This window comes from Brachybacterium ginsengisoli (genome assembly GCF_002407065.1).
Classification (GTDB): Bacteria; Actinomycetota; Actinomycetes; order Actinomycetales; family Dermabacteraceae; genus Brachybacterium; species Brachybacterium ginsengisoli.
In genome coordinates, this window is sequence record NZ_CP023564.1 from 2,552,468 (window position 1) to 2,579,369 (window position 26,902).

At 71.1% G+C, this 26,902-nt stretch carries 20 protein-coding genes; 2 read left to right on the forward strand and 18 right to left on the reverse strand.

What is annotated here, in order from left to right; genetic code table 11:
* Positions 1–33: 33 nt before the first annotated feature.
* Positions 34–1,683, reverse strand: coding sequence for a peptide ABC transporter substrate-binding protein (locus CFK41_RS11390; protein WP_096799762.1), 1,650 nt, complete (start codon positions 1,681–1,683; stop codon positions 34–36).
* Between the two features lie 199 nt (positions 1,684–1,882).
* On the opposite strand from CFK41_RS11390, the gene pgi reads away from it, so the two are divergent.
* Positions 1,883–3,574 (forward strand): glucose-6-phosphate isomerase, encoded by a 1,692-nt coding sequence (gene pgi, locus CFK41_RS11395; RefSeq protein ID WP_096799763.1) that lies wholly within the window; start codon positions 1,883–1,885, stop codon positions 3,572–3,574.
* 269 nt (positions 3,575–3,843) lie between these two features.
* Here pgi and CFK41_RS11400 read toward each other — a convergent pair whose 3' ends face one another.
* Positions 3,844–5,253: an MFS transporter gene (locus tag CFK41_RS11400; RefSeq protein ID WP_227873055.1), complete on the reverse strand. Its 1,410-nt coding sequence runs from the start codon at positions 5,251–5,253 to the stop codon at positions 3,844–3,846.
* Between the two features lie 184 nt (positions 5,254–5,437).
* Between CFK41_RS11400 and CFK41_RS11405 the strand changes: the two genes are divergently transcribed.
* Positions 5,438–6,997 carry a flotillin family protein gene (locus CFK41_RS11405; RefSeq protein WP_096799765.1) on the forward strand — a complete coding sequence of 520 codons (1,560 nt, stop codon included), beginning with the start codon at positions 5,438–5,440 and terminating at the stop codon, positions 6,995–6,997.
* Positions 6,998–7,085: 88 nt separating this feature from the next.
* Here CFK41_RS11405 and CFK41_RS18065 read toward each other — a convergent pair whose 3' ends face one another.
* The 16 genes from CFK41_RS18065 to murC form a co-directional block, all read right to left on the reverse strand.
* Positions 7,086–7,328, reverse strand: a complete 243-nt coding sequence (locus CFK41_RS18065) for an NAD-dependent epimerase/dehydratase family protein (RefSeq protein WP_174705969.1) — start codon at positions 7,326–7,328, stop codon at positions 7,086–7,088.
* A complete protein-coding gene (locus tag CFK41_RS11415) occupies positions 7,325–8,533 on the reverse strand; it encodes an acyl-CoA dehydrogenase family protein (protein WP_096799766.1) in 1,209 nt (402 codons plus the stop codon). The genes CFK41_RS18065 and CFK41_RS11415 overlap by 4 nt, the downstream gene beginning before the upstream one ends.
* Before the next feature lie 176 nt (positions 8,534–8,709).
* Positions 8,710–9,678, reverse strand: coding sequence for an endonuclease/exonuclease/phosphatase family protein (locus tag CFK41_RS11420; protein ID WP_227873056.1), 969 nt, complete (start codon positions 9,676–9,678; stop codon positions 8,710–8,712).
* Positions 9,679–9,682: 4 nt separating this feature from the next.
* A complete protein-coding gene (dnaE, locus tag CFK41_RS11425; RefSeq protein WP_096799767.1) occupies positions 9,683–13,255 on the reverse strand; it encodes a DNA polymerase III subunit alpha in 3,573 nt (1,190 codons plus the stop codon).
* 109 nt (positions 13,256–13,364) lie between these two features.
* The gene (locus CFK41_RS11430) at positions 13,365–14,414 is read right to left on the reverse strand and encodes a hypothetical protein (protein ID WP_096799768.1); all 1,050 of its coding nucleotides are present in this window, start codon (positions 14,412–14,414) and stop codon (positions 13,365–13,367) included.
* Positions 14,415–14,469: 55 nt separating this feature from the next.
* Positions 14,470–17,571: an alpha-mannosidase gene (locus tag CFK41_RS11435; RefSeq protein WP_096799769.1), complete on the reverse strand. Its 3,102-nt coding sequence runs from the start codon at positions 17,569–17,571 to the stop codon at positions 14,470–14,472.
* Positions 17,572–17,792: 221 nt separating this feature from the next.
* Entirely contained in the window at positions 17,793–18,524 is a 732-nt protein-coding gene (locus CFK41_RS11440; protein ID WP_096799770.1) for a hypothetical protein, read from the reverse strand.
* A 66-nt stretch (positions 18,525–18,590) separates the two neighbouring features.
* Positions 18,591–19,517 (reverse strand): RluA family pseudouridine synthase, encoded by a 927-nt coding sequence (locus tag CFK41_RS11445; protein ID WP_096799771.1) that lies wholly within the window; start codon positions 19,515–19,517, stop codon positions 18,591–18,593.
* Positions 19,514–20,137 carry a signal peptidase II gene (gene lspA / locus CFK41_RS11450; protein WP_227873057.1) on the reverse strand — a complete coding sequence of 208 codons (624 nt, stop codon included), beginning with the start codon at positions 20,135–20,137 and terminating at the stop codon, positions 19,514–19,516. Before lspA ends, CFK41_RS11445 begins: the two co-directional genes overlap by 4 nt.
* Complete coding sequence (locus CFK41_RS11455; RefSeq protein WP_096799772.1) at positions 20,134–20,865, reverse strand: DivIVA domain-containing protein; 732 nt, start codon at positions 20,863–20,865, stop codon at positions 20,134–20,136. The genes lspA and CFK41_RS11455 overlap by 4 nt, the downstream gene beginning before the upstream one ends.
* A gap of 94 nt (positions 20,866–20,959) precedes the next feature.
* A complete protein-coding gene (locus tag CFK41_RS11460; protein WP_096799773.1) occupies positions 20,960–21,250 on the reverse strand; it encodes a YggT family protein in 291 nt (96 codons plus the stop codon).
* A gap of 8 nt (positions 21,251–21,258) precedes the next feature.
* Positions 21,259–21,744: a cell division protein SepF gene (locus tag CFK41_RS11465; RefSeq protein ID WP_096799774.1), complete on the reverse strand. Its 486-nt coding sequence runs from the start codon at positions 21,742–21,744 to the stop codon at positions 21,259–21,261.
* Between the two features lie 210 nt (positions 21,745–21,954).
* A complete protein-coding gene (gene pgeF / locus CFK41_RS11470) occupies positions 21,955–22,689 on the reverse strand; it encodes a peptidoglycan editing factor PgeF (RefSeq protein ID WP_096799775.1) in 735 nt (244 codons plus the stop codon).
* Positions 22,686–23,993 (reverse strand): cell division protein FtsZ, encoded by a 1,308-nt coding sequence (gene ftsZ / locus CFK41_RS11475; protein ID WP_096799776.1) that lies wholly within the window; start codon positions 23,991–23,993, stop codon positions 22,686–22,688. Before ftsZ ends, pgeF begins: the two co-directional genes overlap by 4 nt.
* Positions 23,994–24,209: 216 nt before the next feature.
* The gene (locus CFK41_RS18165; RefSeq protein ID WP_227873058.1) at positions 24,210–24,914 is read right to left on the reverse strand and encodes a cell division protein FtsQ/DivIB; all 705 of its coding nucleotides are present in this window, start codon (positions 24,912–24,914) and stop codon (positions 24,210–24,212) included.
* A 446-nt stretch (positions 24,915–25,360) separates the two neighbouring features.
* Positions 25,361–26,878 carry a UDP-N-acetylmuramate--L-alanine ligase gene (murC, locus tag CFK41_RS11485; protein WP_096799778.1) on the reverse strand — a complete coding sequence of 506 codons (1,518 nt, stop codon included), beginning with the start codon at positions 26,876–26,878 and terminating at the stop codon, positions 25,361–25,363.
* Positions 26,879–26,902: the final 24 nt, after the last annotated feature.

Consider the following 26,902-nt stretch of genomic DNA (forward strand, 5'->3'; position numbering starts at 1 on the left):
GAGGGCCGCCTCCCGCCGGAGGGCTGGGTCAGATCACTTGGTGATCGCGTAGTACAGCGGGACCGTGTCCCAGCCGTACTGGACATCCGAGACCAGGTCGGAGTACCCGCCGAAGGTGTTCTGGTACCACAGCGGGAAGGCCGGGAGGTCCTCCATGAGGATCGCCTCGGCGGCGTGGAACTTCTCGTTCGCGGCGTCGATGTCCGCAGCGGCGAGACCCTCCTTGAGGAGGTCGTCGAACTCCGGGTTCTTGTAGTCGCCGTCGTTGCTGCCCTTGCCGTCCGCCGCGGCGGAGGAGTAGATCGGGCCGAGGAAGTTGAAGACCGAGGGGTAGTCGGCCTGCCAGCCGGAGCGGAAGGCACCCTTCAGCGTGCGCGCGGTGATCTGCTCGCGGAACTCGCCGAACGCCGGGAACGGGTTCGGCGTGGCCTCGATGCCCAGGGTGTTCTTGACCGAGTTGCACACGGCCTCGACCCAGTCCTTGTGCGGGGAGTCGGCGTTGTAGGCCAGGGTGAACGGGCCCTTGAAGGGCTGGATCTTCTCCGCCTCCGCCCACAGCTCCTTGGCCTTGGCCTCGTCGAAGACGAGCACCTCGGCGCCGGGGATGTCGGTGGCGCCGCCGCCGTCGATCACGGGAGCGACGAAGTCCGTCGCGGGGGTGCGGGTGCCGTAGAACAGCGAGTCGCAGATCGCCTTGCGGTCGATGGCGTACGAGAGCGCCTTGCGGCGGATCTTGCCGGCCTCACCGGAGAAGTCCGGGTCGTTCTGCGGGATGGTGAACGACTGGAACACCGCGCCGGGCGCGTTGACCGCACGATCGCCGAGCTCGTCCTCGAAGGTCGCCAGGGCGCCCGTGGGGATCATGTCGGAGACGTCGACGTTGCCCGAGAGCATGTCGTTGTAGAGCGTCTCGTCGTTGTCGTAGATGACGAATGTGACGCCGGCGTTCTTGGCGGCACGGGGGCCGTCGTACTCCGGGTTCGGGACCAGGACGATCTCGGAGTCGTGCGTCCAGGAGTCGACCATGTACGGGCCGTTGCCCACCGGCTTCTCGCCGAAGGCCTCGATGTCGTCGAAGGCCGAGGCGGGCAGCGGCGAGTACGCCGAGTACCCGAGGCGGGAGGAGAAGTCAGCCTGGGTGGAGACCAGCTTGACGGTGAAGCTCGTGTCGTCCACGACCTTCAGGCCCGAGAGCGTGAGGTCCTCCGTGGCATCCTCGGCCGCGACCTTGTCGAAGCCCTCGATCGGCTCGAAGAAGGACTGGCTCTTCTGGGCGTTGGCCGTGTTGGCGCCGAAGTTCCAGGCGTCGACGAAGTTCTGCGCGGTCAGCGCGGAGCCGTCGGAGAACTTCAGACCCTCGCGGATCGTGATGGTCCAGGTCTGGTTGTCGTCGGACTCGATGGACTCGGCGACCTCGTTCTCGACCTTGCCGTCGGCCGTGTAGTACACGAGGCCGGAGAAGACCGAGGTGACGACGCGGCCGCCGCCGACCTCGCTGGTGTTGGTGGGCACCAGCGGGTTCTCGGGCTCGGTGCCGTTGGCGAGGATCGGCTCCCCCGAGCCGGCGCCTCCGCCGTCGCTGCCTCCGGAACCGGAGTCGTCGCCACCGCAGGCGGCGAGGGTCAGTGCAGCGGCACCGCCGGCGGCGGTGCCCAGCATCATGGAACGGCGCGTGATGGCCATGTGTTCTCCTGGATGATTAGAGACTGTGAGCCGTACGACCATTGTGCGGCACGCCTCCAGTGTGCACCCTCGAATGTCAACTACATTCCATCAGCTGGTAACGCTTCGGTCTCGGCACCTTTCAACCACCTGTGCGGCCACGAGCGAAACCTGCTGCACGAGCGACCCACGCCAGGTCCATGCGGTGTTCAATGGCCGTATGACTTCTCCCGACACCTCCTCCCCGATCGATCCGACCTCCACCGACGCCTGGGCCGAGCTCGAGGCGCACAACCTCGAGATCGAGGGCTCGCTGCGCGAGTGGTTCGACACCGACTCCGGGCGCGCCGAGCACTTCACCCACGACGCCGCCGACCTCCACGTCGACCTCTCCAAGAACCTCGTGCTCCCCCGCACCATGGAGCTGCTGCTGCAGCTGGCCCGCGAGGTGGGGGTCCAGGAGCACCGCGACGCGATGTTCGCCGGCGCGCACATCAACTCCACCGAGGACCGCGCGGTGCTGCACACCGCGCTGCGCCGCCCCGCCGGCGCCTCCCCCGCCCTCGAGGTCGACGGCCAGAAGATCGACGAGGACGTCCAGGAGACCCTGCGCCGCGTCTACGACTTCGCGCGCTCCGTCCGCTCCGGGCAGTGGACGGGCGTCACCGGCAAGCGCATCGAGACGGTCGTGAACATCGGCATCGGCGGCAGCGATCTCGGCCCGGTCATGATCTACGAGGCGCTGAAGCCCCTCGCCCAGGACGGGCTCGAGGCGCGCTTCCTCTCCAACATCGACCCCACCGACGCCTACGCCACCACGAAGGACCTCGATCCCGAGACCACCCTCGTGATCGTCGCGTCCAAGACCTTCACCACGCTCGAGACCCTCACCAACGCGCGGCTCGTGCGGCAGTGGCTGCTGAGCGGTCTGCGCGAGAACGCGGGCCTGACCGTCGAGCAGGAGGCCGAGGCGATCGCCAAGCACTTCGTCGCCGTCTCCACCGCCCTGGACAAGGTCGAGGCCTTCGGCATCGACCCCGCGAACGCCTTCGGGTTCTGGGACTGGGTGGGCGGCCGCTACTCGGTGGACTCGGCCATCGGGACCGTGCTCGCCACGGTGCTCGGGCCGGAGGTCTTCGAGGAGCTGCTGGCCGGCTTCCATGCGATGGACGAGCACTTCCGCACCGCCCCGGCGGAGCAGAACGTGCCCCTGCTGATGGGCCTGCTGAACGTGTGGAACGTGAACTTCCTCGAGGCGGAGACGCACGCGGTGCTCCCCTACTCCCAGTACCTCCACCGCTTCCCCGCCTACCTCCAGCAGCTCACCATGGAGTCCAACGGCAAGGCCGTGCGCTGGGACGGCTCGCTCGCCACCACCGAGACCGGCGAGGTGTTCTGGGGCGAGCCGGGCACCAACGGCCAGCACGCCTTCTACCAGCTCATCCACCAGGGAACCCGCGTGATCCCGGCGGACTTCATCGCCTTCGCGACCCCGAACCACGCGCTGGTCGACGGCGAGCAGGACGTCCACGAGCTGTTCCTGGCGAACTTCTTCGCGCAGACCAAGGCGCTGGCCTTCGGCAAGACCGCCGAGGAGGTGCGCGCCGAGGGCACCGAGGGCGCTCTGGTCGCCGCCCGCGAATTCTCCGGGGACCGCCCCACCACCTCGATCATGGCGCCGAAGCTCACCCCCGCGGTGCTGGGCCAGCTGGTCGCGCTCTACGAGCACATCACCTTCGTGCAGGGCGTGGTCTGGGGCATCAATTCCTTCGACCAGTGGGGCGTGGAGCTCGGCAAGCAGCTCGCCAAGGGCCTCGCCGGCGCCGTCGCCGGGGACGAGCAGGCGATCGCGGCCGAGGACGCCTCGACCGCCGCGCTGATCCGTTACTACCAGGAGCACCGCAAGGCCTGACTGGTCTCCCCGGCGCCGGACCCGCACTGGGCCTGGCGCCGGGCCCGCGTCGGGGCCCCGCCTGTCGGCCCGACGCCGAATGTCAGCTGGCGAGCCATATCCGGCCTGGATATGGCTCGCCAGCTGACACTCGGGCCCGGTGGGGCCAGCACGTCGATCAGGCCAGAGCCCGACCGCCCGATCTCCTGCCGCTCGTCCCTCGCAGCACGTCGATCAGGCCAGAGCCCGACCGCCCGATCTCCTGCCGCTCGTCCCTCGCAGCACGTCGATCAGGCCAGGTAGTCCACCTCGCGGGTCTCCTTGCCGACCAGGAGCGCCACCAGGGTGATGATCGCGGCCAGGGTGAGGTATCCGCCCACCAGCCAGAGCGAGCCGTCCAGCGCCTGCCACAGGGCGATCATCGCGTAGGGCGCCGGGGCCGCACCGATGACCGAGGCCATGTTGTAGCTGACCGCGCTGCCGGTGTACCGCACGTCGGAGCGGAACATCTCCGGCAGGAACGCCGCCATCGGGCCGAAGGTGAGGCCCATCAGGGTGAAGCCGAGGATGAGCGCGGCCATCACGCCGGCGGTCCCCGCGTGCATGAGCGGCTCGATGAGGAAGCCGAAGACGCCGATGCCCACGGTCACGCCCAGCAGCAGACGGCGCCGACCCATCCGGTCCGCGAGCGGCCCGGACACGAGCGTGAAGATGCCGAAGAAGACCACGCCGATGATCAGCATCGTGAGGAACTGCGGGCGGGCATAGCCCAGGCCCGGCACGAAGCCCGCGACGTCGAAGGGCTTGCCGGCGGCCTCGGCCGCGGCCTGGGCGATGCCCTTGTCGGACGCGGTGGTGCCGACCACCATGAGGAACGCGGTCATCAGGTAGAAGAGCACGTAGGTGGCGACCATCGCGATGGTGGCGAGCACCAGCGGCTTCCAGGCGGTGCGGAACACACGGGCGATCGGGACCGCGGCCACGCGCTCCTCGGCGATGACCTTCTGGAAGGCGGGGCTCTCCATGAGCTTCAGCCGCACCCACAGCCCGACGATCACCAGGACCGCCGAGAGCAGGAAGGGCAGGCGCCAGCCCCATGCCATGAACTGCTCGTCGGTGAGCTGCAGGCTGAGCACCACAAACAGCAGGTTCGAGAGGATGAAGCCGATCGGAGCGCCGAGCTGCGGGAAGGTGCCGAACAGGGCGCGCTTTCCGGGTGGGGCGTTCTCGGTGGCCAGCAGCGCCGCACCGGACCACTCGCCGCCGAGGCCCACACCCTGGCAGAACCGCAGCAGGACCAGGATCGCCGGGGCGAGCACCGTGAACCCGGGCGTGGACGCCGTGGGCAGCACGCCGATGAGGAAGGTCGCGATGCCCATCACCAGCAGGCTCGCCACGAGCGTGGTCTTGCGCCCCACGCGGTCGCCGAAGTGGCCGAACAGCAGCGAGCCCAGCGGGCGGGCCACGAAGGCGACGCCGAAGATCGCGAAGGAGCTCAGCAGCTGGTTCGCCGGCGACTGCGTCGGGAAGAACAGCGCCGGGAAGACCAGCGAGGCCGCTGTCGCGTAGGCGTAGAAGTCGAAGAACTCGATCGTCGTGCCCACCATCGACGCGGTGATGACGCGCGCAGGGGTGTTGGCGGGCGCCGCGGCGGGCGCGGACGATCCGGTGGATGTCGTCGGAGGTTCAGTGGTGCTCACGACGGAAGACGCTACGTCCGCTGTCCCGCGATGCGGACACCCTCGACACATGGTGAGACCCGGCGCGCGACCCCCTGCCGGATCGAGGTCACGATGCCGTCTCCACTGCCGGGATGACAGGGCGCGAGACCCCGGCAGATGGAAGGATGTATCGGTCACGTGTGCACTGACTCGAGGGGAACCCATGGAACTGTTCTTGCCCATCATCGTGGTGATCGTCATCGTCGCGATCGTCCTGCTGATCGGGGTGGTCGCGCTCATGCGCAGCTACCGGATCGCAGCGCCCAACGAGGCCCTGATCATCACGGGCCGCAATGCGAAGGCGAGCCCCACCGGGGACATCGACCTCGAGTCCGGCAGCGCCCGGGTCATCATCGGCGGCCGCGCGATCGTGCGCCCCATCGTGGACCGCGCGTTCGTCCTCAGCCTGAGCTCGCGCCAGATCCCGGTCGAGGTCGAGGGCTACTCGATGAACGGCATCTTCCTCCGGCTGCGCGGGGTGGCGCAGGTGAAGGTCGGCGGCAACGTGGACGACGTCCGCAAGGCCTCGCAGCGCTTCCTCGACCAGCAGCAGCAGATCGACCACTACACCCAGGAGATCCTCTCGGGCACCCTGCGCGCCGTGGTCGGCACCCTGAGCGTCGAGCAGATCATCCGTGACCGCGCCTCCTTCGCCAGCCAGGTGCAGGCCGAGGCCGAGCACTCGATGAACAACCAGGGTCTGGTCATCGACACCTTCCAGATCTCCGCCATCGAGGACGACGGCTCCTACCTGCGTGACTGGGGTCGTCCCGAGGCGGCGCTGGTGGCCAAGCGCGCCGCGATCGCCGAGTCGGACGCGAACCGTGAATCGACCCAGGCCCGCAACGTGAACCTCCAGCAGGAGGCCGAGTCGAAGCAGGCCTTCGACCTCCGCAACGCGGAGATCAAGGAGGAGACCGATGCGCGTCAGGCCATCGCCGACGCCTCCGGCCCCCTGGCCCGTGCCGCTCAGCAGCAGCGGATCATCGAGCAGGAGGAGCTCATCGCGGTCCGCAACAACGACCTGCGGGAGAAGCAGCTGATCGCCGAGGTCCACAAGCCCGCCGAGGCCAAGCGCTACGCCGAGCAGCAGGATGCGGACTCCAAGAAGTACGCCCGCATCGCCGAGTCGGAGGCGCAGCTGACCGACGAGCGCAACCGTGCGGAGTCCCGCAAGGTCACCGCGGACGCCGAGGCGCACGCCATCGAGACCCGCGGTCGAGCCGAGGCCGAGGTCGACCTCCAGCGCCGGTCGAAGGACGCCGAGGCCGTGCGCCTCGAGGGCGAGGCGGAAGCCGCGGCCCTGCGCGCCAAGGGTGAGGCCGAGGGCGCGTCGATCCGCGCCAAGGGCGACGCCGAGGCCGAGACCACGCGCGCTCGCGCCGAGGCCTACAAGCAGTTCAACGACGCCGCGGTGCTGAACCAGGTGCTCGAGGTGCTGCCGGCAGTCGCCAACGAGCTGTCCGCTCCGTACTCGAACATCTCCAACCTGTCGGTGTTCTCCACCGATGGCGAGGCGAAGATCGGTCAGAACATCTCGCTGGGTCTCGCCCAGGTGCTCGACATGGTCAAGTCCACCACCGGTGTGGACTTCCAGGACACGCTCCAGCGCGCCGCCGACGGCGGCCGGGTGGTGCGCGAGCAGGCCGATCAGGTCCCGCCGGCGCCGCAGCCCGCGGCCGACGACGCGGCGGACCCCGCCGTCGAGGGGTCCGACGCCTGAGTCCGATCCGTTCCACCGCGAACGCCCCGGTCCTCCTCACAGGGAGGGCCGGGGCGTTCGTCCTCCGGAGCAGCGTCCTGCCCGCTGCTCAGCGGGGCGCGGGCCCGGGGAGGAGATCCGCGATCGCGTCCTCGAGGCGCGGATGCCGGAGCACTCGGGCCCAGGCGCCCTGAGTGCGGCCGTCCCAGCCGACGTCCCGGATCTCCCCCTTCTCGTGCCCCGGTCGGGGCGAGCGGGTGAGCACCACGACCTCGTGGCCGGCAGCGGCGAGCGCGGAGGAGAGCGCGCGGCCGAGCGCCCCGGCACCGCCCGCCAGGACGATCCGGCTCACCTCTCCACCACCGATCGCTCCGCGCCGATCTCGCCGAGCAGCGCCTTCGCGTAGGAGGCCTGCACCGACTCCTCGTCGGAGGGGTGGTACATCCCGGCGCGCACGTCCCGGGAGAGCCGCTCGAGCTCGCTGCGGCGGAAGAACTGGGAGCCTCCGCTGGCCCGCAGCACCTCGTCGACGGCGCCGATCGCCGCCTCCGTGGAGCAGGACTTCACGCCGGAGAAGTGCAGGAACCAGCGGGGTCCGTGGTCGACGGTCCCCGCACCGCTCTCGCCGGTGCCGAGGGCGTCGAGATCGGCGAGCAGCTTCTCGATCTGCAGCACGGAGCCGTCCACGGCGATCGCGGCGCGGGCGAGCCGACGGCGGATGTCGGGGTCGTCGGCGTGGACGATGCCCTTGGTGACGCTTCGGCGGGAGCCGGCGATCTCCGCGCCGACGGCGACGGCGCGCTCGGCGACGCCGGTGTAGACCGACGCGATCAGCAGCTCGAAGGCCCCGAAGACCCCCATCACGAACGGATCGGGGTTCGGGCCGACGGGGGTGGTGGTCAGCACCTGATCGGCCGGGATCCGGGCGCCGTGGAGACGGGTGGTGCGGGACTGGGAGGGGCGCATGCCGTGGGTGTCCCAGTCATCGAGGGTCTCGACCTCCTCGGTGCGCTCGAGCACGCCGAAGACCAGCCGCGGATCGACCTCGGAGGCCTCGGCGAGGCGACCGTGCACCACCAGGCGGTCCCAGACCGGGGCGAGGGAGGTGAAGATCTTCGTTCCGGTGACGAGGTGGGAACCGTCCTCCTGCTCCTCGGCGCGGGTCGAGGAGTCGAAGAGCATCGCATCGTTGCCGGCCTCGGAGATCCCGAAGGCGAAGAGCTTCCCGGCGGCGGCCTCCTCCAGGATCGTGCGCACCGCGCCGATGCCGAGGCGGTGGGCGTGCAGCGCGGCCCCGGTGACGACCAGGTGCATGTTCATCGACAGCGCGGTCGCGGGGGCCGCCTGGGCGAGCCGACGCTGGATCCGCGAGGCCTCGAGCAGGCTCCCGCCCAGCCCGCCGAGCTCGGTGGGGACCAGCAGTCGGAGGTAGCCGAGCTCACGGAGATCGGCGAGGTCATCCTTCGGGAAGGTGTTCTCGCGGTCATGGACCGCGGCCCGCTCGCGGAAGGTGGCCAGCAGCGGGTCGGGCAGGAGGTCCTCGGCGGTGATGCTCATGGGTCCACGCTAGTCCAGCCCGAGGGCCGTGGCAGGGCCGTCGGTCCCGGTCATCGCACACGGTCCGGGGCCCGGTCGCCGGGCCCGGTCGCCGGGCCTGGTCGGCGGGCCCGGTCGGCGGGCCCGTCCTGCTCCGATCGCCGGCCCTGTTCATCACCCGCGCGAGCCGCCGTCGCTCAGCGCGGCAGGTGCAGGGTGGCCGTGATCGACCGGTGGTCTGAGCTGCCGCGGGGGCCGACGGCGACCTCGGTGGCGGTGATCCCGCCCCGCACCCAGATGACGTCGATGCGGCGCACCGGGAATCCGGCGGGGTGTGTGGCCGCGGTGGGGCGGGCGGGACGCCGACCGGCGAGGTCCAGCAGGGGCACCACGCGCCGCCGCAGCGGCGGGATCACGACGCGCCGCACCAGCGGCAGAGCACGGCGCAGAAGCGGGAGCGGGGTCCGATCCAGCAGCATCGGCGACCACATGTGCACGGCGCGGTCGTCGGTGCGCCGTGAGGCCGCGCGCGCCGCTGCCATCGCGGACTCGAGCTGCTGGGCGGCGTCCTGCCAGCCGGTGGCCGGGAGGGCGGCGAGCTCCGCGGAGGCGGGGTCGGCGTTCATGTCGCCCATCAGCACCACCGGTCCGGTCAGCGCATCGGTCAGGCGGACGATGCCCTGCACCTGGGAGGTGCGGTGCGCTCCGTCGCCCGCCTCCAGGTGGGTGACCAGCACGTCGAGCTCCTCACCATCGTCGCGGCGAAGCCTCGTGTGGAGCACCGCGCGGGGCTCGCCGGGGGCGACGGCCGCCGGGTGGTCCGGCAGCGGGTGCAGGTGCTGGGAGAGGATCTCGTGGCGGGTCAGCAGCGCGACCCCGTACCGCCGTCGCGGACCGTCGGCCTGCGCCGGTGGGAGGTCCAGCGCGGCGCCGAAGGCGTGCCGCATCCCCAGCAGCCCGGCGAGGACCGTCGGCTGCTCCACGCCGCCGGAGCGCGGGCCGTAGCCCGCGTCGATCTCCTGCACCCCGATCACATCGGCTCCGAGCGCACGGAGCTCCCTCGCGGTGCGCTCGAGGTCGACCCGGCCGTCGTCGCCGAGCCCGTGGCGGATGTTGGCGCTGGCCACCCGCCACGGGGCGATCCGGTCCTCGCCTCCCGGGTTCATCGGCTCACTGGAGGCAGCTGGGGCCCAGCAGCGTCTTCAGCGAGGCGTACAGCGCGGCCGACGGGGTGACCGAGAGGCGCTTGTCCAGCTGCATGAGCGTGGTGCGGCCCGGCTCCTGCAGACGCAGGCGCACCTCGCTGGACCCGGGATTGTCCTCCAGGACCCCGCGCAGCTCGCTGACGATGCGCTCGCTCGCCCGCAGGGCGGGCAGGGCGATGACGACGGGCCCGTCGGCCCCTCCCCCGGTCTCCGGGATGGTCATCTCCATGACGCGCAGCTCCGGCATGCCCTTGGAGGTGTCTACCCGGCCCTTCATCGAGACGATCAGGTCCTCGGCGAGCTCGGTGGCGACCGTCTGATAGGTCGAGGGGAACATGAGGCAGTCGATCGAGCCCTCGAGGTCCTCGACCGTGGCGATCGCCCACATGTCGCCCTTCTTGGTGGTCTTGCGCTGCAGGGAGGTGATGAGCCCGGCGATCGTGACCATGGCGCCGTCCTCGACGGCGCCGTCGTCGGCGAGCGCGCTGATCGAGGTCGAGGAGTTCTGGGCGATGACGTGCTCGAGCCCGTACAGCGGGTGGTCCGAGACGTACAGCCCCAGCATGTTGCGCTCGAAGGCGAGCTTCTCCTTGCGGTCCCATTCGGGCAGGTCCGGGATCGTGATGGTCGCGGCGGAGCCGGTGGCCATGTCGTCCTCGCCGCCGCCCCCGCCGCCGAACACGTCGGCGAAGAGGTCGTACTGGCCCTGGGCCTCCTTGCGCTTCACGTCGACCACGGAGTCCACCGCGTCCTCGTGGATCAGCACCAGCGAGCGGCGGTTCGCGCCGAGCTCGTCGAAGGCGCCGCCCTTGATGAGCGACTCGATGGTGCGCTTGTTGCACACGCTCAGCGGGACCTTGTCCAGGAAGTCGGTGAAGGAGGTGAAGGCGCCCTTCTCCTCACGGGCGCGGATGATCTCCTCGACCACGTTCGCGCCCACGTTGCGGATCGCGGAGAGGCCGAAGCGGATGTCCTCGCCGACGGCGGAGAAGTAGAGGTCCGATTCGTTGACGTCCGGGGGCAGCACCGTGATGCCCCGATGGCGGCAGTCGCCGAGGTAGAGGCCCAGGCGGTCGCGGTTCTCCTGGCTCGAGGTGAGCAGCGCGGCCATGTACTCGGTGGGGTGGTTGGCCTTCATATAGCCGGTCCAGTAGGAGATCACGCCGTAGGCCGCGGAGTGCGACTTGTTGAAGGCGTAGTCGGAGAAGGGGAGCAGGGTGTCCCAGAGCGCCTTCACGGCGGCGGCGGAGAATCCGTTGTCCTTCATCCCGGCTTCGAACGAGGCGTACTGCTTGTCCAGCTCCGCCTTCTTCTTCTTGCCCATGGCGCGACGGAGGATGTCCGCCTGGCCCAGGCTGTACCCGGCGACCTTCTGCGCCGTCTGCATGACCTGCTCCTGGTACACGATCACGCCGTAGGTCTCGCCGAGGATCTCCGAGAGCGGCTCCTCGAGCTCCGGGTGGATCGGCGTCATCTCCTGCAGGCCGTTCTTGCGCAGCGCGTAGTTGGTGTGCGAGTTCATGCCCATCGGGCCCGGCCGGTACAGCGCCGAGACCGCGGTGATGTCCCCGAACTGGTCGGGCTTCATCTGCCGCAGCAGGGTGCGCATGCCGGAGCCGTCCAGCTGGAACACGCCCAGGGTGTCACCGCGCTGCAGCAGCTCGTAGGTCGCCGGGTCGTCGAACGGCAGCGCCTCGAGGTCGAGCGCCTCCTTGCCGTTGCGCTCCATGTTCTGCACCGCATCGGAGAGGATCGTGAGGTTCCGCAACCCCAGGAAGTCCATCTTCAGCAGGCCCAGGGTCTCGAGCGTGGGGTACTCGAACTGGGTGATGATCTGGCCGTCGGAGGGGCGGCGCATCATCGGGACGATGTCGACCAGCGGGTGGCTGGACATGATGACCGCGCAGGCGTGCACGCCCCAGCCTCGGGTCAGGCCCTCCACGCCCTTGGCGATCTCCACGACCTTCTGGACGTCCGGATCCTCCTCGTGGATCCGGCGGAACTCCCCGGCCTCGGCGTAGCGCCTGTCCTCCGGGTCGAAGATGCCCTTGATGGAGATGTCCTTGCCCATGACGGTGGGCGGCAGCGCCTTGGAGAGGCGGTCGCCCATCGCGTACGGGTAGTCCAGCACGCGCGAGGCGTCCTTGAGGGAGTTCTTCGTCTTCATGACGCCGTAGGTGATGACCTGCGCGATGCGGTCGTCGCCGTACTTGCGCTCCACGTACTCGATGACCTCGCCGCGGCGGCGATCATCGAAGTCGACGTCGAAGTCGGGCATCGAGACGCGCTCGGGGTTCAGGAACCGCTCGAACAGCAGACCGTGCTCGAGCGGGTCGAGGTCGGTGATGCGCATGGCGTAGGCGACCATGGAGCCGGCGCCCGAGCCTCGGCCCGGGCCCACGCGGATCCCCTGCTCCTTGGCCCACTTGATGTAGTCCGAGACGACGAGGAAGTAGCCCGGGAAGCCCATCTGGAGGATGACGGAGACCTCGTAGTCGGCGCGCTTCTGCACCTCGTCGGGGATGCCCGAGGGGTAGCGGTACTCGAGGCCGCGCTGGACCTCCTTGATGAACCAGGACTGCTCGTCCTCCCCGGCAGGGGTGGGGAAGTTGGGCATGTAGTTCGCGCCCTCGTTCGTGGTGCGGAACTCCACCTCGCACATCTCGGCGATGGTCAGGGTGTTGTCGCAGGCCTCGGGGAACTCCCGGAACAGCTCGCGCATCTGCTGCGCGGACTTCAGGAAGTAGCCGGAGCCGCCGAACTTGAAGCGGTCGGGATCGTTCAGGCGGGAGCCCGAGTTGATGCACAGCAGGACGTCCTGGATCGTCGCATCCTGCTCGGTGACGTAGTGGAGGTCGTTGGTGGCCACCAGCGGGGCGCCGACGGCCTTGGCGACCTCGAGCAGGTCCTTGGTGACCCGCTTCTCGATGTCGAGCCCGTGGTCCATCAGCTCGATGAAGTAGTGGCCCTTGCCGAACATGTCCTGGTACTCGCCGGCGGCCTTGACGGCCTCGTCGAACTGGCCCAGGCGCAGGCGGGTCTGCACCTCGCCGGAGGGGCAGCCGGAGGTGGCGATGAGCCCCTCGGAGTACTTCGAGAGGATCTCGCGGTCCATGCGCGGCCACTTGCCCATCTGACCGTCCAGCGACGCGGCGGAGCCGAGCCGGAACAGGTTGTGCATCCCCTCGGTGGAGCGGGAGAGCAGGGTCATGTGGGTGTAGGCGCCGCGGGCGGAGACGTCGTCTCCCGCGAGCTGCTGCTCGCGGGTGCCCCACTGCACGCGGGTGCGGTCGTGACGGCTCGTCCCGGGCGTCACGTACGCCTCGATGCCGATGATCGGCTTCACGCCGGCGCTCGTGGCGGCCTTGTAGAACTCGTAGGCGCCGAAGAGGTAGCCGTGGTCCGTGATCGCCACCGCGGATTGGCCCTGACGTGCGGTCTCGGCGACGAGTTTGTCGATCTTCGCGGCCCCGTCCAGGAGTGAGTAGTCGGTGTGGACGTGGAGGTGCACAAAATCATCGGAGTCCGCGGAAGCCATGCCCTCCAGCGTAGTCCTGCGAGGGACGTCCGGGGCGCTCAGGAGGGGGTCGGAGAGGTCACCTCGGCGCGTCCGGCGTGTCGCCGTCGGAGACGCGGGCGGAGCGACCTCACCGCGGCGCGGCGACCTCCGCGTGGGTGCGCAGGATCCCCTCCGTGGTGCCCTCGGGGGCGCGGCCGATGCCGCACTCCGTGGCGACGCCGAAGGAACCCGCCACGGCCGACGAGGCGGCGGCGATGCGCCGACGGGCGCCGTCGGCGCCGTCCTCGCGATGGACCAGGCCGAGGTACAGCTCGGGCACCTCCGCGAGCTGTGCGAGCGGGGCGAAGTACGCCTCGTCGTCCCGGGTGATCGGCACCGGGAGGTGCAGCCAGGACAGCTCGCGGCCGACGGAGTCGACGACCGCGTTCGCGACCCGCACCAGGTTCGCGGTGTCTGTCGGCTCGACGAAGTGCTTCTCCCCGGCGTCGCCGTAGCAGAGGTGCATCCCCACCTCGACGTCGGTGGGGACGGCGTCGACCAGAGCGGCGAGCCGTGCGACGATCCCGCCCAGCACGTCCCCGCTCCACCAGTGGTCCATCACGGAGCCGTAGCCGGAGGCTCCCTCGAGGATGCCCATCTCGCTGGCCACGTCCCACTGGATCGCGAGATCCGCGGCGGGGATCCCCTCGAGGATCTGCTCGAGCTCGCCCAGGAGCGCGTCGGCGTAGATCGGCTCGATCGCGACACGGTCCTCGCCGCGGAAGAAGGAGGAGATCACCGCGACCGGGGTGGGCAGGGAGACCTGGAACCGGATCCCGGCCGGGATCGCGCCCTCCTCCCGCAGACGGGTGAACAGCGCATAGGACTCCACCGCGGCCTCGGCGTAGCCCAGCGGCGGCAGATCGATGCCCGCCGGGTCCACGCCGTCCGCCAGGCGCAGCGGGCGGGCATCGATCCCGGCGCCGAAGGGGATCGGCTCCTCCCCCACCCGCTCGATGCCCTCGGCGGCGCCGAGCACGTCGGGCTGGAACATGATCCAGTGGAACCGCCTGCCCACCTCGCCGTCGGGGATCCGGCCCACGTGGGCGCCGAGGACCTCGGCGACCGTGCGGAAGGTGGTCTCGGCATCGTCGTAGTTCACGCTGCCGGTGAGCAGGGCACCTCTGGGCTGGGTCATGGGCTCAGCGTACGGGGCGCCGACGACCGGTCATGGTCGCCGACGCCCCGTGGGCTCAGAAGCTCGCGCGGACCGTCGTGATCTCGAAGGGCCTGAGGGTCAGCGGGAGCGCCTCCCCCTCGACCGACGCCGCGCGGTGCCCCAGCGGCGACTGCTCCGTCAGCGGCCGCTCGAGCAGGTCCGCCACGGTGAGCGAGCGAGCGCCCGACGCCGTGAGCTCCACCTCGGTGCGCCGTCCCTCGGACTCGTACAGGCGCACCACGAGATCGCCGGATCGGTCCTCGGCGAGCTTGAGGGTCTGGATCCGGGCGCTGTGGTCCTGACCGGCGCGCACCGCCTCGAGGGCGGCGAGCGGCGCGAGCGGCTCGTCCCGGACCAGCACCCGCGGGGCCTGGTTCAGCTCCTCGCCCAGATCGATCGCCGCGGCGACGCCCGCCTCGGGCTGGATCGCGTAGCGCAGCGAGTAGACGCCCTCCTCGGCCGACGGGTCGGGGAACTCGGCTGCCCGCAGCACGGTCGCCCGCACCACGGTGGTGGTGCCGCCGTCGTCCTCCCGCAGCACGCGGCGCACGTCATGCCCGTAGGAGGAGTCGTTCGCCAGCGCGATCCCGAAGTCGGGCTCGGCGACCCGCACCCAGCGGTGGGCGCAGGTCTCGAACCGGCCGAAGTCCGCCGTGGTGTTCACGGGGACGGGACGGTCGAGGTGCCCGAACTGGATCTCGCTGCTCATCACGGCGGCGCGGACGTCCAGCGGGAAGGCCAGCTTGAGCACCTTCTTGCGCTCGTGCCAGTCCACGTCCAGGTCGATCCCGAGGGCCGTGGCTCCCGGGGCGACCGAGTAGGTCAGGGTGATGCGGGATCCCGTGCCCCGGGAGGGCATCGCCTCGGCGGGCCGCTCGAGGTGGCCCTCCTCCCGGGTGCGGTACGTGACCGCCACCCGGACCGTGCCGTCCTCGGCGCGAGAGAGCTCGGGGGCTCCGTCGGCCTCCAGATCGCGGTGGACATGGCGGTAGAACTCGTCGATGTCCCAGGAGTCCCAGGCGTTGGGAGCATCCCGGTGCAGCTGGAGCAGCGCCCCTCCCGCTCCCGGAGCGATCGACTCGCGTCCCTCGGCCCCCGCGCGCAGCGAGGTGAGCAGGCCCCGGTCGTCGATCTCGACGTGGAGGTCCGCGGTGCTCACCCGGATCGTGCCATCGGCCTCGCGGACCTCCGGCGCGGTCCCGGGCGCGGAGGCCGCCCCGATCGCCAACGGCGCGACGCCGTGGCGGGACCGGGAGGAGGAGTTGGCGGCCACGGGATCCCCGGCCTCGTCGCCGAGCGCCTCGAGGGCCGCGGCGACCAGCGCCTCGCCCCGCTCGGTGATGTGCTCGTAGGAGTGCTCCGCCTCGCGATGCACCCAGGCGATGGAGGACCCGGGGAGGATGTCGTGGAACTGGAGCAGCAGCAGCTTGTCCCACAGGGAGTCGATCTCCTCGTAGGGGTAGTCGAAGCCGTCGACACGGTGCGCCGCGGTGGCGCTCCACAGCTCCACGTCGTGCATCAGCGCCTCGGTGCGGCGGTTGCCCTGCTTGCCGTGGATCTGGGAGGAGTAGGTGCCGCGGTGCAGCTCGAGGTACAGCTCGCCGTTCCACACTGGCGGCTCGGCGTACTCCTCGCGCGCCCGGTCGAAGAAGTCCCGCGCGGTGGACCACTCCACCTTCGGCGCCCCCTCGAGATCGGCGAAGCGCTCCTGCGCGGCGATCATCTCGCGGGTGGGACCACCGCCTCCGTCGCCCCATCCGGTGGGAGTCAGGCCGATGTGGCTGGCGCCCTTGTCCTTGAAGTTCTTCTCGAAGTAGGCGAGCTCGGCGGCGGTGAGCTGGCCGTTGTAGCCGTCGATCGGCGGGAAGTGCGTGAACTGCGTGGTCCCGTCGATCCCCTCCCACTCGAAGGTGTGGTGGGGGAAGGTCGAGTACTGGTTCCAGGAGACCTTCTGGGTGAGGAAGGAGTCGTTGCCGGCGAGCGCACAGATCTGTGGGAGCGCCGCGGAGTAGCCGAAGGAGTCCGGCAGCCAGGTCTCCGTCGTCTCGACCCCGAACTCCTCGAGGAAGAACTTCTTGCCGTGGAGGAACTGCCGCGCCATGGCCTCGGAGCCGGGCATGTTCGTGTCCGACTCGACCCACATGCCGCCCACCGGCAGGAAGCGACCGGCGGCGACGTGACCGGCGATGCGGCGGAAGAGCCCCGGGTACTCGTCCCGGATCCACTGGTACTGCTGGGCGGAGGAGCAGGAGAAGGTCAGCTGCGGGTAGCGCTCCAGCAGCCAGCACACGTTGGAGAAGGTGCGGGCGCACTTGCGCCGGGTCTCCCGCAGCGGCCACAGCCAGGCGGAGTCGATGTGGGCGTGCCCGGTCGCCACCACCGTCAGCGCGGAGGCGTTCGCGGGCGCCTCGAGCACGCCGCGCAGCTCCTGCCGGGCCTGCCCCGCGCTCGCGTGGAGGTCGTCCGGATCGGCGGCGTCCAGCGCCCTGCCCAGGGCATGGAGGATGTCGAAGCGTCGCGGGGACTGCTCGGGCAGGGTGTGCAGGAGGCCGTTCAGCGCGACCATGTCCTGCTCGAGCTCCCAGACGCTCTTCGAGCGCCAGGCCAGGCGGAGGGTGGTGAGGTCGTAGATCGGGTCCTCGCCGGCGGTCGCGAGGTCGCCGAGGGCGGTGGGTGCGAAGGTCCAGTCGCCGGGCACGTTCGGGTTCGCGGCGCACTCGAGGTAGAGGTCGATCTCCTGACCGGCCTCGAGGGTCAGGTACTGGTTGTAGGGATTGATGGCCTTCACCGTCTCCCCCTCGGGGGTCCAGATCAGGGCCTCGGCCTGGAAGCCGGGCATGTCGGTGAAGGAGAGGTCGAGCTGGAGCTCGACGTCGCGATCCTCGTCCACGGTCCAGGAGGCGGGCACGGTCCCGGTGAGGTGCAGCCAGAGCGTGGACCAGGGCCGGCCCCAGCGGTCGCCGACGGCGATCGGCCGGTACACCTGCTCGCGCGCCTCGGCGAAGTTCACCGGCTCGCCCGGCGCCTCCCAGGCCTCGATGGTCAGCTCGGCGGTGGCGAGGTGACGGCGGGCCGGCAGCAGCTCGCCCAGGAACCGGCGGACCCGGTCCTCGCTGGTGGGACGGTTGTCATGCATGGGTGCTCCTCGATGAGCGTCGTCAGGGCGAGCGGTCGGGCGCGGGCCGCCGGGGCGTGTGATGGCCGGCGGTGACCGCTGACCGGGGGTTAAGCGGTTTAGGAAGCGTAGCACCGGCGCCCCGCGGCGCCCCCGCGGCGACCGGGCGGACCGCGCCGGAAGGCTCGGACCGCACCGGGAAGCTCGGACCGCACCGGGAAGCTCGGACCGCTGCGGGAGGCTCAGACGGCGTCGTCCTCGGCCTCCTGCTCGCGGCGGGTGTCCGCCAGCAGGATGTTCATGTAGTCATGCACATCCTCGAAGCTCAGCGAGCGCTCGTCGCGCCGGGGCGGGATGCCGCCCACGAAGGCTCCGCCGTGCCAGGACATCGAATCGTCCGGCAGGGATGGGTCGTCGTCGCGCCACAGGTCGATCGGGATCGCGTGCGCGGCCAGGTCACGGGTGATCTCGTCGGCCTGGGCGGGGTGGCCGATGCGCTGCAGGACGGCGACGAGCAGGGACTGCGCGGCCCAGGCGATGGCGTCGTCCGTGCTGTCCTCGCCGGGATCGATCGACTCCTGGACCAGGGCGATGTAGCTCGCGGCGAGTTCGTCGGCGCCGTCCTCGTGATGGTCCTTCGCCACCCGCAGCGCGACCCGCGGCACGAGGTCCCGGGCATCCCACAGCACAGCCGCACCGACCAGCGCCATGCCCACGCCGGTCGGGAAGTCGGGATCCAGGGCGAGGGCGCTCGAGGGGACGCGGCCTGCGCGCCGCTCGTCATCGGCCGTGAGGAACTCCTGGACCGAGCGGGCGATCGCCGAGCGCGCGGTCTCGTCGTCCTGCAGGGCGAGCTCGGCCCCGGCCGGGTCCAGGCCGAGCCGGCGCGCGACCCGCGCGAAGGGGAAGTCGGGCCGGGACAGGGCCGCATCACGGGTGGGCGCCAGCGCGCCGGGGGTCTGCTCCTCGCTCATGCCTCGACGCTACCCCCTGAGAGGTCCGCCCGATGGCCGCGACTCCCCCGGCCCGGCCCCTGCCCCTCAGCGACCGCGCAGCCGCTCCAGGGCCCGCTGCAGATCGGCCGGGTACTGCGAGCTGTAGGTGACCTGACGGCCGGTCACGGGGTGCACGAAGGTCAGCTCCATGGCGTGCAGCCACTGGCGGGTCAGGCCCACGCGCTCGGCCACCGTCGGGTCCGCGCCGTAGAGCGGGTCGCCGACCAGGGGGTGATGGATCGCCGACATGTGCACACGGATCTGGTGCGTTCGGCCCGTCTCGAGGCCCACCTTCAGCAGCGTCGCCCCCTGGAGATCCTCGAGGGTCTCGTAGTGGGTGACCGAGTGCTTGCCGTCATTGCGCACCGCGAACTTGTAGTCGTGCTGCGGGGACCGCCCGATGGCCGCCTCGATCGTGCCGCGCGACTGGTCCGGGGTGCCCTGGCAGACCGCGTGGTAGGTCTTGCCCACCTGGCGGGCGCGGAAGGCGTCCTTCAGGGTGGTGTAGGCGCGCTCGGTGCGGGCGACGACCATCAGCCCGCTGGTGCCCACGTCCAGGCGGCTCACGATGCCCTGGCGCTCCTGGTCGCCGGTGGTGCGGATCTCGACGCCGGCGGCGGCGAGATGGCCCAGCACCGTCGGGCCGGACCACCCGGCGCTGGGGTGCGCGGCGACTCCCACCGGCTTGTCGATCACGACGATGTCCTCGTCCTGATGGATCAGGCTCATGCCCTCGGCGATCTGGGGGCGCACCTCGACCGCGGGCTTCTCGTCCGGCAGCTCCACATCGACCATCGCGCCGGGCTCGAGCCGGGTGGACCGGGCCGGGACCTGCCCGTCCACGAGCACGTGGCCGGCCATGACGAGGTCGGCGGCGCGGGTGCGGGACAGGCCGAGCATCCGGGAGATGCCCACGTCGACCCGCTCGCCGGCGAGCCCGTCGGGCACCATCAGGGTGCGCGAGGCGGTCATCGATCCTCCTCGGAGGTGGTGCGGGTCGTCTCCTCGGACTCCGCGGGAGCATCTGCGGCCGCACCGCCGGCGTCGGCGGAGGGATCCGCGGCGATGCCGAACAGGCCCAGCGCGACCACCAGGACCGCGCCGCCCACGACGCCCATGTCGGCGACGTTAAAGACCGGCCAGTTCGGCAGCTCGAGGAAGTCGACGACGGCGCCGTGGAAGGGCGAGGGGTCGCGCAGCAGTCGATCATGGATGTTGCCGAGCGCGCCGCCCAGGATCAGGCCGAGGGCGAGGGTGTACCAGCCGGAGCGGACCACCTTGACGGCGAAGACGAGCACGCCGATGACGATCGCGATCTGCAGGCAGGTGACCACCGGGGTGATCTCCGCACCCATCCCCCAGGCCGCACCGGTGTTGTACAGGAGGGTGAGCTGCAGGACCTCACCGAGGAACGGCTGGGGCTCCAGCAGGGGCAGGTTGGCCTCGGCCCAGTTCTTGGTGATCTGGTCGATCACGGCGAGCACCACGGCGATCACCACCATGGCGCCCAGGACCGTGGGGCGGCTCAGACGGCGACGAGCGCCGGACCCCTGGGGCCCGGCGCTCGTCGACTCGGTGGAAGCGGCGTTCACAGACCGAAGTTCGCCTGCTTGTCCTGCGTCTCGCTGGTGTCGAGATCGCGGAGCTGGTTCTCCAGGTAGTTGCGCAGGCGGTTGCGGTAGTCCCGCTCGAAGTTGCGCAGGCCCTCGATGGTCTTGTCGAGCTCGGCCTTCTTCTCCTCCAGCTCGGTGAGGGTGAGGCGCGACTTCTCCTCGGCCTCGCCGACGATCCGCTTGTGCTCGTCATTGGCCTCGGTGATGAGACGGTCGCGCTCGTCCTCGCCGTTCTTGACGTGCTCGTCGTGCAGACGGTTCGCCAGGGCGATGATGCCGGCGGCGGACTGGTCCGGGGTCTCCCGGGCGGGGGCGGTCTCGACGGCGGGCTGCTGCGCGGTGGCGGCATCGTCCTGCGCGGCGACGGGCGCGACGACCGTGTCATCGGTCTCGGCGGCGGCGTCGGTCTCGTCCGCGGTGTCGTCACCGGCGGTGACCGGGGCGGTGTCGATGATCGCGTCGGTCTCGTCGCTCGCGGAGGTCTCCGCGGCCGGGGCCACGGCGGAGCCGCCGGCCTCGAGCTCGGCGATGCGGTTGTGCGCCTCCTCGAGCTCGCTCTTGAGCCGCTCGTTCTCGGCGATCAGTTCCTTGAGACGAGGTTCCACGTCGTTGTCGAGGAAGTTGTCGACCTCGTCCATGTCGTAGCCCTCGGAGAACCGAACGGGGGTGAACCGCTGATTCTGCAGGTCTTCGGGCATCAGAGCCATGGGTCACCTTTTCTTAGTGATGTCGTCAGAAGCGCTGTGCGCGCAGTGCGATCAGCCTAGCGGATCCGGCGGAACTTCCCGAACCGGATGGTCCTCACAGGGCGAAGCGGCCGAGGACGCCCAGCAGGATCCATCCCACGATCAGCAGGATCATCAGGCTCAGGTCCAGCGAGACCATGCCGAGACGGATCGGAGGGATCAGCCGACGCAGTCCCTTCACCGGCGGGTCGGTCAGCGTGAAGACGACCTCGAAGAGCACCAGGACGAGCCCGGTCGGCCGGTACTCCCGCGCGTAGGACTGGATCCACTCAAGCACCAGCCGTGCGAGGAGCACGATCAGGTAGACCAGGGCCGCGAGGTACAGAACTCCCGCGATGAGCTGCACGGCGCCGCTCAGCTCTGGTTGTAGAAGCTGCCCTCGTCGGCAGAGCTGTCCCCGTCGACCTGGACGAACTCCGGGGAGAGCAGGAACACCTTCGAGGTGACGCGCTCGATGGTGCCGCGCAGGCCGAAGACCAGGCCGGCGGAGAAGTCCACCATGCGCTTGGCGTCGCCGTCCTGCATGTCGGAGAGGTTCATGATGACCGGCACGCCATCACGGAAGGACTCGCCGATCGCCTTCGCGTCGTTGTAGGACCGCGGATGGATCGTGGTGATGCGGTGCATCGACTCCTCCACTGCCGGGGCCATCGCGACCACGTTGGAATGCTGGCGGATCGGGGTCACCTGGGCCTCCCGTTCGGGTGCGGACTCGATGCCGCGCTCGGTGCGGCGGGGCTGCGCCACCATCTCCTGGCGGTCCCGCTCGTCCTCGTAGTACTCGTCGTCGACCTCGTTGGCGAGGCCGAGTGCGACCATGGCGTTGCGCCAGGTTCCCATCGCAGATCTCCCAGTCTGTTGTTCACGCTGACCTGGGCTCCAGGGAAGCACGGGGAGTGCGCGGGAGCCCTTGCCCACTGAAAGTACAGCAGGCATTTCCCTCACCCCGGGAGGTGACCGGCGTGTCGTGCGCGTGTCCGGCGTGGCGGCGGGCACGCGAGGTGCCCGCCCACCGGCCTCCGGCCTCGACTCCGCTCCCCCGCCCGAGTCTCAGGCGCGGCGGATCACCCCGGCGAAGCGGCCGGTGCGCGCGGCGCGGCGGTAGGAGTAGAACCGCTCGTCCTCGAGGGTGCAGGGATGCTCCGCGTCGATCGCCGCACGCGGCACCCCGGCGGCCTCGAGCACCGCCGCCGCCCCGGCGCGCAGATCCAGGGAGGGCGTGCCCCAGGAGGTGGTGGCCCAGGTCTCGGGCAGGATCTCCGCGGCCTCTCCGCGCATCGCGGCGGGGACCTCGTAGCAGGCGCCGCAGATCGCGGGACCGATGCTCGCCTCCAGATCCTCCGGGCGGGCACCGAGGCGGACCATCGCCGAGACCGTGTTCTGCAGCACCCCGGTCAGCAGGCCCTGCCGGCCGGCGTGGGCGACCGCCACCACTCCGGCGCGCGGATCGGACAGCAGCACCGGCAGGCAGTCCGCGACCATGATCCCCAGCGCCACATCGCGCCGATCGGTGACCATCGCATCGGCGGTGACGATCGCGCTCTGCCCCGTCTCCGGCAGCACGTGCACGTCGGCGGAGTGGACCTGGTTCACGAAGATCACCGGCACCCCGACCTCCTCGGCGAGCAGTGCCCGGTTGTGCTCCACAGAGAGCTCGTCGTCCCCGACGTGTCGGGCGAGGTTCAGCCCGGCGTGATCGCCGATGCTCACCCCTCCGCTGCGCCCGGTGAACAGGGAACGGGCCCCGCGAAGTCGCGGGGCCCGTTCACAGAGGGATGCGCTCACTTGAGGAACGACGGCAGATCGAGGTCGTCGTCGTCCGACGGCGGCTCCTCGATGTGCGGCGGGCGTGCCTGCTCGCGCTCGGGTGCCCGCGGCGCGGGCTGCGGGGCGACCTGCTGCTGCGGCCCGGTGTCCTCGACATCGGCGGCGTCCATGACCTCGGTCTCCGGCTCCGCGGCGCTGGCGCGGGACGGCGAGAACGCCTGCTGCGGCAGACCCCAGGCGCCGGGAGCGGCCGCGGCGCCGGCGGGGCGCTGCTCCTGGGCCGCGGGACGCGGCTGGGCGGCGCGCGGCGCGGCGGACTGCTCGGCGCGGGGCGCGGGGCGCTGCTGCGGGGCGATGTCCTGGCGCGGCGCGGGGCCGCCGCCCTCGAAGCCGGCGGCGATGACGGTCACGCGGACCTCGTCGCCCAGGGCGTCGTCGATGACGGAGCCGAAGATGATGTTCGCATCCGGGTGCGCTGCCTCCTGGACCAGGCGGGCCGCCTCGGAGACCTCGTACAGGCCGAGGTCGCTGCCGCCCTGGATGGAGAGCAGCACGCCGTAGGCGCCGTCGATCGAGGCCTCGAGCAGCGGGCTGGAGACCGCGAGCTCGGCGGCCTGCAGCGCACGATCCTCGCCGCGGGCGGAGCCGATGCCCATGAGGGCGCTGCCCGCGCCCTGCATCACGGACTTCACGTCCGCGAAGTCGAGGTTGATCAGACCCGGCGTGGTGATCAGATCGGTGATGCCCTGGACACCGGAGAGCAGGACCTGGTCCGCGCTCTTGAAGGCGTCGAGCATGGAGACCTGCTTGTCCGCGATGGAGAGCAGACGGTCGTTCGGGATCACGATGAGGGTGTCGACCTCGGCCTGGAGGGCGGCGATGCCCGACTCGGCCTGGGTGGAGCGACGACGGCCCTCGAAGGTGAAGGGACGGGTGACCACACCGATGGTCAGGGCGCCGAGGCTGCGGGCGATCTTCGCCACGACCGGCGCGCCGCCGGTGCCGGTGCCGCCGCCCTCGCCGGCGGTCACGAAGACCATGTCGGCCCCGCGCAGGACCTCCTCGATCTCCTCGGCGTGGTCCTCGGCGGCGCGCTTGCCGACCTCGGGATCCGCGCCGGCGCCGAGGCCGCGCGTGATCTCCTTGCCGACGTCGAGCTTGACGTCGGCATCGGACATGAGGAGCGCCTGGGCGTCGGTGTTGATCGCGATGAACTCGACGCCCTTGAGCCCGGACTCGATCATGCGGTTGACGGCGTTGACACCTCCGCCGCCGACGCCGACGACCTTGATGACTGCGAGTGAGATCTGGGTTCCGGCCACGTTTGGGTCCTTGCTCTTGTCGTTCCTCCGGGGAAAGGGGCCTGCGTCGCTCCTGGTCACGACTTTCCGAAACCCTGGACCTCGAGTTGAGGTTCGGACTTCGGGGCGCCTCTCCTTTCCTCTGACGCTAGGGACCGGCGCACCTGCACGCAAACACAAAGAGCGCGTGTCGGCGCCCGAGGGCGGGTGAGATCACCTCGGCGACCACGGCGCACGTCACCGGGTGACGGGGGCGACCGGGGAGGAGACGTCGATGACGGAGCCTGGCTGGTCGATGAGCGCCTGCACCACCTCGGCCTTGAGGTCGGCGTCCCGAGCGTCGCCCCACACGACGGTCTTGCCGCCGCCGCCCTCGACGCCGAGCACGAGGGTCACGTCGCTCGCGCTGGAGGCCGAGACCTCCTGCACCGATCCGCGCAGCGACTCGGGCATCTCCACGAGGACCTCGCTCATCGCCGCGGCCGCCCCCTCGGGGTCGGTGGAGCCGCTGGTGATCGAGAGCGGGACCAGCTCCTCGCCGGCCGCGGCCGCCTCGGGCAGCTGACGGCCGTCCTCACCGATCACCGCCTTGGTGCCGTCCAGCTCGGTGAGCACGGCGATCGGCGGGGTCTCGCTGATGCTCACGCGGACGCCGTCCGGCCAGACCCGTTCGACGTCGACGGAGGCGACGCCCGGCACCGCGCCGACATCCGCGGCGATCTCGTCGCCCTGCAGCAGGAGCACGCTCCCGCCGGCATGGGGAGCGGCCGCCTCGCGGATCTCCGACTCCTCGAGATAGCCGGTGCCCTCGACCGTCACCTCATGGACCTGGAGGGAGGGCAGGAAGATCACGGTGACGAGCGCGGCGACCAGCAGCAGCGCGGTGATGGCGGAGCCCAGCAGCATCGCCCGACGGCGTCGGCGCCAGGGGCGTCCTGCCACCAGCTCGCGGAACCTTCCGGCGGCCTGGACCACCGTGCCTCCGCCCGTGCTCTCCTCGGGCTCCTCGGGCCGGGGTCGAGGCCGGCCGACGGAGCGGGAGCGCGGAGCCGGGGAGGGCGAGGCGGCCGACAGCGCCGATCGTGCGGAGGGAGCGGAATGCGCCGAGCGCGCAGAGGGTGCAGAGCGCGCGGAGGGCGCAGATCGGACCGATCGGGCGGCCGGCGCCGGCGCCGCTGACGACGCCGACGCCGACGACGCAGCGGATGCGGACGGCGCAGAGGGTGCAGAGCGCCCGGTCTGTGCCGGGCCCGCGGTCGGGTTCTCGGCCGCCCGCTGCCGCGACGTCCCGGTCCGCTCCCCCGCCGACGGGGTCGATGCCGGGCGGCGAGGGGTCGCCGGAGCCCGGGTGCTCTTCCGGGGCCGGGGCGCGCTGGGTCGACGAGCCATCAGCCGCGGCCCCGACCGTTCTCCAGCGCGCTCATCAGCGCGGGCGTGATCTCCACGATGTCGCCGGCGCCGAGCATGAGCAGGAGGTCCCCGGGGCGCGCCGCGGCGGCGGCCCGGACGAGGAGGTCCTCCTTCCCCTCGACCGGCTCGACGGGGCCGGTGGCGAGGTCGGTGACGGTCCGGGCGTCGACGCTCGGGTCGGGATCCTCGCGGGCCGCGTAGACGGGCAGGACCCACGCCTGATCCGCGGCGGAGAGCGCGTCGGCGAAATCGGCGGCGAAGTCACGGGTGCGCGAGAAGAGATGGGGCTGGAAGGCGACGAGCACACGACCCTCGCCGGGCTGCTCGGCGACGATGCCGCGGGCGGCGGCGATGGTCGCCGCGACCTCCCGGGGGTGGTGGGCGTAGTCGTCCACGACCGTCACGCCCTGGACGGTCCCGGCCACGTCGAACCGGCGGGAGGCACCGGTGAAGGTGCCGAGCCCCGCGGCGAGGTCGGGGAGGTCTGCGTCGGGCACGGCGGCGGCGGTCGCGGCGAGCGCGCCGAGGGCGTTGAGCACGTTGTGGTGCCCGCTCACCGCGAGCTGCACGGTCAGCTCGCCGCGGGGCGTGCTGATCCCGATCTCGGCGCCGTGCGGCCCGACCTGCTCCCGGCGCAGCGACCAGGCCGCCGCCTCGTCGGAGCCGTAGAGCACCACGGTGATCCCGCGCTCGGCGGCGCGTCTCCCGAGGTCCCGGGCGCCCGGGTCGTCGGCGCAGACCACGAGGGTGCCGCCGGGGGCGAGCTGCGCGGTCAGGGCGTCGAAGGCCGCGGTGAGGTGGGCGGCGTCGCCGTGGAAGTCGAGGTGGTCGGGCTCGAGGTTCGTGACGATGAGGGAGCGCGGGGCGAAGGCGAGGAAGGAGCCGTCGGACTCGTCGGCCTCCACGACCGCGAGGCCGGTGACCGCTGACGGTGCGGCAGGGTCTGCGCCGAGCCCGGCGTTGCGGCCCAGGTCCGGCACGGCGGCGCCGAGGGCCCAGGCCGGGTCGAGGCCCGCTCCGCGCAGGGCGGTGACGGCCATCCCGGTGGTGGTGGTCTTGCCGTGGGTGCCGGCAACCGCCACCAGGTCCCGCCCGGTGAGCAGACCGGCCAGCGCGGCGGCCCGGTGGATGACGGGGATGCCGCGCTCGCGGGCGGCGATCACCTCGGGGTTGTCGGCCCGCACGGCGGTCGAGACGATCACCAGATCGAGGTCCGCGGCCAGCAGCTCGGCGTCGAAGCCGATGCCGATGCGGGCGCCGGCTTCGCGCAGCGGGGCGATGAACTGGCCGTCCTGGGAGTCGGAGCCGCTGACGGTCAGCCCGGATTCCAGGGCCAGGCGCGCGACGGCGCTCATGCCGGCGCCGCCGATGCGCACCACGTGCACCGAGCGCACCTCGCCGGCGGGCCATCCCGGCTCGGTGACGACGTCCCCGGCGCGCAGGATCGTGCGCGGCGTGACCGGGGGAAGGGAAGCGTTCTCGGGGCCGGAAGTCATGAGGTCACCGTAATCCGCTCGGCT